A 6,589-nucleotide genomic window follows, 5' to 3' on the forward strand; every position below is an offset into this window, starting at 1 on the left:
TTTCTCGGGGAGAGGTAGACATCATCATCGGGACGCAGGCGCTCCTCAAGAAGGACCTGACCTTCGATAACCTCGGACTCCTCATCATCGACGAGGAGCACCGGTTCGGGGTCGGACAGAAGGAGAGGATTAAGGAATTGAAGGGCGGCGTCGATGTATTGAGTATGACCGCTACCCCCATCCCGAGGACGCTTCAGATGGCGTTTTCGGGCATCAGGCGTATGAGTCTCATAGAGACGCCCCCCGAGGAGAGGCTCGCCGTGCGGAGCATCGTCTCTATGTTTGACGAGGCCTTGATAAGAGAGGCCGTCGAGCGTGAACTCCAGCGGGGCGGCCAGGTCCTCTTCGTCCATAATGTCATCTTCGACATCGAAAAGGTGGCAGCTCTTCTCAAGAGGCTCCTCCCCCATGCTTCGATCGATATCGCGCACGGTCAGATGCAGGAAAAGAGACTCGAAGGGGTGATGCACAGATTTCTCAGAAAAGACCTCGACGTCCTCCTTTCGACGAATATCATAGGCGCCGGCATCGATATCCCGACTGCCAATACGATTATCATCGACAGGGCGGACAGGATGGGGCTCGCGGACCTCTATCAACTCAGGGGAAGGGTTGGGAGGTCCAATATCAAGGCCTATGCCTATTTCCTGATCCCGGGAGAGGACCTCATCACCGATGAGGCGAAGAAGAGGCTCCAGGCGATAAGGGACATGAGCTATCTCGGGGCGGGCTTCAGGCTGGCGATGAAGGATCTCGAGATCAGGGGAGCAGGAAATCTTCTCGGCCCTCAGCAGTCAGGACATGTGCATGCCGTCGGTTTCGACATGTACATGGAGATGCTCGAAAAGGCAGTTTCCGAGCTGAAGGGGATCGAGGTGAAAGAGGAGATCGAGCCGTCTATTAATCTTTCCGTGTCTGCCTTTATCCCTGAGGGATATATCGAGGACCTCGCGCTCAGGTTGAGCCTCTACCGGCGGGTAGCGAGCGCGAAAGCTGACGAAGAGATCGACGGCGTAGAATCGGAGATGACAGACCGTTTCGGCGCTCTGCCCGAAGAGGTGAAGAAGCTCATGGACATCATGAGGCTAAAGATTATGGCGAGGAAGCTTTCGCTTGCCGGCATCTCGGAGATCGACGGAAAGGTGAGGTTCCTTGTTTCCGATAAGACACCTCCAAGTGTCGGGGAAGGCATCGTCTCCCTCCAGAAGACTTTTTCCGGTATCCGTTTTCGGAAAGACGGTTTTGATTTGGACAGCCGAAATTTTCCGGAAGGACATGATGCGCCTCGGGTAGCCCACGACATCTTACAGGAACTGCTGAACCCGCTTACTCCTGCCGCATTCTCCTAACCCCTATGGTGAGGGGAGAAAATCCCTTTACTTCTCGTGAATTTTCTGCTAATTTTACATGAACCATGGACAAAAGAAGCGGGAGTTTAAGGCTGCTTGTACCGGGAATGATCCTCCTCATTTCACTCGGCTGCGCCACAACAAAAGCAGAGGACAAGAAGGCGGCCTCGGCTCACTTTCAACTTGGAGTATCGTACCTCAACGATAATAATATCCAGCCTGCATTCGTGGAATTCCAGAAGGCGCTCGAACTGAACCCAAACGACAAGGAGACCCTTAACGCAATCGGTCTCATCTATCTCCTGAAGCTCGATGACTATCCGAAGGCGATCGATTTTTTTCAGAGGGCTGTCAGGGTAGATAAAAACTTTTCCGAGGGATGGAACAACCTCGGTTTCGCGTACGAAAAGGCTGAACGATACAACGACGCCGTTGCGGCATACAAAACGGCTCTTTCCAACCTTCTCTATCAAAATGCCTATAAGGCGTTCAACAATCTCGGCCGGACCTATTACCGGCTCGGCAAGTACAGTGACGCCGTCGAGGCTTATAAGGAGGCTATACGGAGAAACTCCGATTTTTACCTGCCGTTTTACGGCCTTGCCTTGAGTTATAATGCGGTAGGGAGATACAGCGATGCTGCTGCTGCTCTCCAGAAATTTATCGAGCTGGCCCCCGAATATAAAGGTGACAGGGAAAAGGCTCGGAGAGACCTGCAGGACAAGAAACTCATCGTTAGCAGCAGCGATGAGAAGGATATAGAAGATCTCCTCGAGATAATGAATTACTGAAATAATCCCTTTCCAGAGTCCTTTCCATTGTTTCAAAAAGTTACAGAGTATTCTTAACAAGAAACTCTAACAAAATCCTAAAATTACTTGACAATAAAGAATTAATATGATTCAATTTGAGGTGGAATGATAAAAATCTCTTTTTGGGGAAGGAGAGGGCGAGAAATGAAAAGGGTGATTTATATTATCATGGCTTTGATGCTTCTGTCCTGCGGTAATCAACAGACCGCAGGCATTGCTTCCAACACGCAAGGCGTAATGACTGCAGCGAAGGAGACGAGTACTCCAAAGATGACGGTCCAGTCCATCCTCTCACAGATGGAAAAAGGGAATTATCGGGAGGGGGAGCTCCTCGTGAAATTCAAGTCAGGCGTCTCAGCAAAGTCGGCAGCGGGTATACATCAGGCAAGCGGCGCCTCTCTGAAGAAGAGGTTCAGCCTCGTCCCTAATCTCGAGCATGTTACCCTCAAGGGCATTTCGGTAAAGGATGCGATACTGCGCTATATGGCAGACCCCAATGTGGAGTACGCGGAGCCGAATTATATCGTCCGGTCCAGCGCCACCACTCCGAACGATACCTATTTCAATCCGCAGCAGTGGGCCCTCAACAATACCGGCACATTCGCAGGCGGGACGGCCGGAGCCGATATCAGGATGCCCCAGGCGTGGGATATCACTCAGGGAAGCCGTGCGATCAGCATCGCTGTCGTCGATACAGGGATAGATTATACCCATCCTGATTTAGTGAGCAACATATGGACGAATCCGGGAGAGACGAGTTGTACCGACGGCGTTGACAATGACGGGAACGGATTCATCGATGACTGCAGAGGATGGAATTTCGTCGACAACAACAATAACCCTATGGATGACAACGGGCACGGGACGCATGTCGCCGGCATCATCGGCGCCGTCGGCAATAATGGCACAGGCGTTGCCGGAGTGATGTGGAGTACACAGCTGATGGCCTTGAAGGCCCTCGACAACGCAGGAGTCGGAACCGACGCGAATGTGATTGCGGCCATACAATATGCAGTCGCAAACCAGGCGAAGGTGATCAACGCAAGCTTCGGTGGCAGTGATTTTTCCCAGGCCCTCTTTGATTCGATAAACGCCGCAAATACTGCCGGGGTCCTCTTCATCGCGGCGGCGGGCAATGACGGCACGAACAATGACTTGGCCCCGTTCTACCCTGCCAGCTTTAATCTCCCGAATATCATCGCCGTTGCCGCCACCGATCAGAACGACAACCGGGTTCCTTTCAGCAATTTCGGCCCCAATTCCGTTCAGGTCGCGGCGCCCGGTAACTATATCCTGAGCACGATTGCCCCCGGTCTCACCTTCTCCCTCTGCTCAGGTTCGCCTATTGCGGGATATGATTTCTGCAGCGGCACTTCTATGTCTGCGCCTCATGTCTCAGGTCTCGCAGGCTTGCTCACCGTCTCCTATGCTGATTTTACCTACTTGCAGGTACGCGCGACGATCCTCAGGTATGTCGATGCCTTGCCGACTCTTACAGGCTGGGTGCAGACCGGAGGGAGGATCAATGCGTTCAAGGCCCTCGCATCGCTACTGACACCGACGAACCTTATCGCCACGGCGACATCGTCTTCGGAGATTTCCCTTGTATGGACGGATAACGCCACCGGAGAAGACGGATACACCGTTGAGAGGGATTCAGGCAGCGGTTTTGCTGTGATCGCAACGCTCGGACCGGATGCTGCCGCATTTACCGATTCGGGCCTCACTGCGTCTACGACCTATACTTACAGAGTGAGGGCCTTCAACACGATACCCGCCAACTCCTCGTATTCCTATACCGCTGCTGCCACGACCCTGCCGGCTCCTGTTCCCGAGGCGAGCGGAGGCGGAAGCGGCTGTTCGATCGGGGGCAAGGCGAATGCGCCAACCGCCGTGGCCGACATAGCGGTACTGCTCGTGCCCCTGGTATTCATAGCGGTAATGAGGCGGAAAAGGTAAGGTGAGGGACACAGGGTTACGCTGAAGATCGAGAGGGAAAAGGCATTATATACCTATCCGGTTCTCTTTGCGGTTACGGTTTTCTCCCATGCCTTTTCCTTCTCTTCAGGGAAATACCTCATTCCGGTCCTTCTTCTCATCGTCCCCATTCTCTTTCGGGAGAGGATTAGGGTCGGGTTCGGCGCGAAAGATCTCTTTACTGGTATTGTCGTATCCCTCATCGTATTACTGCCTTTTGCCTGCTTCATGAAACTTACGGGCAGGATTTTCTCCCTTCGCCCGCCCGGCGCGCTCGCCTTTCAGCTTCTCTGTGTCTCTTTTCCCGAAGAAGTCTATTTCAGGGGGTTCCTTCAGGAGAGACTGGGCAATACCGTGACAGCGGTGATAACGGTGAGTCTTCTTTTTGCCCTCATGCATCTGCCCAGTCTCATCTTTCATGGAGACATCTTGTCGGTGCTGACATTTTTCCCCTCTCTCGTAATGGGTCTTCTCTACATGCGTACATCGAATGTCATAGCTTCCACGATCTTTCATTTTGCTGCGAATACCGTCTTCCTGAGCTTCTTTGACATGTCCTAGCATTTTATCGCTTTCCTTCTGAAGTTACGGCTACGGTTTTGGAGATTCCGTGAAGATGCTGCCCCTTCAGGTTCCAGATATGCGGACATCCAACGCACGAGAATGCCCAATCAGCCATAAACACCCGTCACTGTGATATACTTGAGCATGGCGCGGCTAAGGTTCTTTACATCCGGGGAATCGCACGGCAAGGCCCTCAGCGGGACCTTAGAAGGGATTCCGGCGAACCTCTCCCTTTCCTCAGCAGAAATCGACAATGACCTGAAGAGAAGGCAGTCAGGGTTCGGAAGGGGCGGGAGGATGAAGATAGAGGCAGATCATGCCGACGTAATTTCAGGAGTCCGTTGGGGAAAGACTATCGGTTCACCCATCACCCTTCTCATAGAGAACAGGGATCACAAGAACTGGCTCGACGGCATGTCCCCCGACGCCGGAGCGAAGGACTCTATCCCCCCTGTTACGAGGCCGAGACCGGGCCACGCCGACCTTTCCGGCGCGATAAAGTACGATCAGCACGACATAAGAAACGTGCTGGAACGGGCGAGCGCCCGTGAAACCGCTGCGAGGGTCGCTCTTGGCGCGGTCGCGAAGAAATTCCTTGGAGAGTTCGGCGTCAGGGTCGGAAGTTACGTCGAACAGATCGGTAACCTGAAGGCGGAGATCAATGGTCGGGGAACGGGGGCAAAAGAGCTCATAGAGATTTTCGAGCAGGCTGAAACCTCTCCGGTCAGGTGTCCCGATCAGGATATTACGAAGAGGATGGTGGAGCTTATCGAAGGCGCGATGAGAGAGGGGAATTCCCTCGGCGGCGTCTTTAAGGTCTTCGTTACAGGCGTTCCTGCGGGGCTCGGAAGCTATATCCAGTGGGACAGGAAGCTGGACGGGAGGCTCGCTCAGGCGCTCATGTCCATTCAGGCGATAAAGGGAGTAGAGATAGGGGCCGGTTTAGGGATGGCGTCCCGCTTCGGCTCGGAGGTGATGGACGAGATATTCCGTGATCCCTCCGGATTCTACCGGAAGACGAACCATGCCGGCGGCATCGAAGGCGGAATGACGAACGGCATGCCCGTGACCGTAAGAGCCGCGATGAAGCCGATACCTACCCTGAGGCGCCCCCTCACTTCCGTCGATATCATCACGAAGGAGCCCTTCGAGGCCTCCTACGAGCGGTCCGATGTCTGCGCGGTGCCGGCCGCATCAATTGTCGGGGAGGCGATGACAGCCCTCGTCGTGGCGGACGCGTTCCTCGAAAAGTTCGGCGGTGATACCATGGAAGAAGTCATGCGGAATTATGCGTCGTACAAGGAGTATGTGAGGCAATTCTAAAAGCTTCCGCTATGAAAAATATCGTTCTCACGGGATTCATGGGCACCGGTAAAACAGAGGTCGGACGCGAGCTTTCGCATATCCTCGGATGGAGGCTCATCGACCTCGATGACGAGATTGTGAAAGCGAAGGGGATGAGCATCAATCAGATATTCTCCGCTTTCGGAGAGCCGGCATTCCGTGATATCGAGACGGAGATGATACGGGAGATTTCGATGAAGAAGAGTATCATCGTATCCACCGGGGGCGGAGCGGTCCTCCGAAAGGAGAACATCGATATGCTGCGGGAACAAGGGGTAATCGTAAATCTTTCAGCAACGCCGGAGACGGTTGTTAAGCGGACGAGCGGCAATGACGAGCGGCCCCTCCTCCGGGTCGAAGATCCCCTCGGGAGGATCAGGGAACTCCTCGAATTCAGGCGGCCCTTTTATGAGAACGCGGATGTCCTGATAGACACCGAGTCCAAGACACCCCTTCGAGTCGCAGAGGAGATCTTAGAGAGAATCGGATGGAAGAGATAGAAGTCGGTCTCGGGGAGAGGAGTTACGGCATCTGTATCGGTTC

General features: G+C 53.8%; 7 protein-coding genes. 6 read left to right on the plus strand and 1 reads right to left on the minus strand.

The annotated features are described in order from the left end of the window. From VEI96_05970 to VEI96_05980, 3 genes are all read left to right on the plus strand, one after another. A partial coding sequence (locus VEI96_05970) for a TRCF domain-containing protein (protein ID HXX57528.1) occupies positions 1–1,349 on the plus strand: 1,349 nt, incomplete at its 5' end. A gap of 65 nt (positions 1,350–1,414) precedes the next feature. Beyond that, complete coding sequence (locus tag VEI96_05975; GenBank protein HXX57529.1) at positions 1,415–2,140, plus strand: tetratricopeptide repeat protein; 726 nt, start codon at positions 1,415–1,417, stop codon at positions 2,138–2,140. A gap of 165 nt (positions 2,141–2,305) precedes the next feature. After that, positions 2,306–4,120: a S8 family serine peptidase gene (locus tag VEI96_05980; protein HXX57530.1), complete on the plus strand. Its 1,815-nt coding sequence runs from the start codon at positions 2,306–2,308 to the stop codon at positions 4,118–4,120. 53 nt (positions 4,121–4,173) lie between these two features. On the opposite strand, the gene VEI96_05985 is transcribed toward VEI96_05980, so the two are convergent. Further along, positions 4,174–4,368, minus strand: coding sequence for a hypothetical protein (locus tag VEI96_05985; protein ID HXX57531.1), 195 nt, complete (start codon positions 4,366–4,368; stop codon positions 4,174–4,176). On the opposite strand from VEI96_05985, the gene VEI96_05990 reads away from it, so the two are divergent. From VEI96_05990 to VEI96_06000, 3 genes are all read left to right on the plus strand, one after another. Continuing rightward, positions 4,367–4,699, plus strand: coding sequence for a CPBP family intramembrane glutamic endopeptidase (locus VEI96_05990; GenBank protein ID HXX57532.1), 333 nt, complete (start codon positions 4,367–4,369; stop codon positions 4,697–4,699). The two genes, VEI96_05985 and VEI96_05990, sit on opposite strands and share 2 nt — an antisense overlap. A 147-nt stretch (positions 4,700–4,846) precedes the next feature. Then, positions 4,847–6,025 carry a chorismate synthase gene (gene aroC / locus VEI96_05995; GenBank protein ID HXX57533.1) on the plus strand — a complete coding sequence of 393 codons (1,179 nt, stop codon included), beginning with the start codon at positions 4,847–4,849 and terminating at the stop codon, positions 6,023–6,025. Between the two features lie 11 nt (positions 6,026–6,036). Further along, positions 6,037–6,546, plus strand: a complete 510-nt coding sequence (locus VEI96_06000) for a shikimate kinase (protein HXX57534.1) — start codon at positions 6,037–6,039, stop codon at positions 6,544–6,546. Positions 6,547–6,589: the final 43 nt, after the last annotated feature.

The sequence above is a fragment of the Thermodesulfovibrionales bacterium genome (genome assembly GCA_035622735.1).
Taxonomy (GTDB): domain Bacteria; phylum Nitrospirota; class Thermodesulfovibrionia; order Thermodesulfovibrionales; family UBA9159; genus DASPUT01.

Coding starts and splice junctions, on each gene's coding strand:
- VEI96_05975 (HXX57529.1), top strand. CDS start 1,415: ATGGACAAAAGAAGCGGGAGTTTAAGGCTGCTTGTACCGGGAATGATC.
- VEI96_05980 (HXX57530.1), top strand. CDS start 2,306: ATGAAAAGGGTGATTTATATTATCATGGCTTTGATGCTTCTGTCCTGC.
- VEI96_05990 (HXX57532.1), top strand. CDS start 4,367: ATGAAACTTACGGGCAGGATTTTCTCCCTTCGCCCGCCCGGCGCGCTC.
- VEI96_05985 (HXX57531.1), bottom strand. CDS start 4,368: ATGAAGCAGGCAAAAGGCAGTAATACGATGAGGGATACGACAATACCA.
- aroC (HXX57533.1), top strand. CDS start 4,847: ATGGCGCGGCTAAGGTTCTTTACATCCGGGGAATCGCACGGCAAGGCC.
- VEI96_06000 (HXX57534.1), top strand. CDS start 6,037: ATGAAAAATATCGTTCTCACGGGATTCATGGGCACCGGTAAAACAGAG.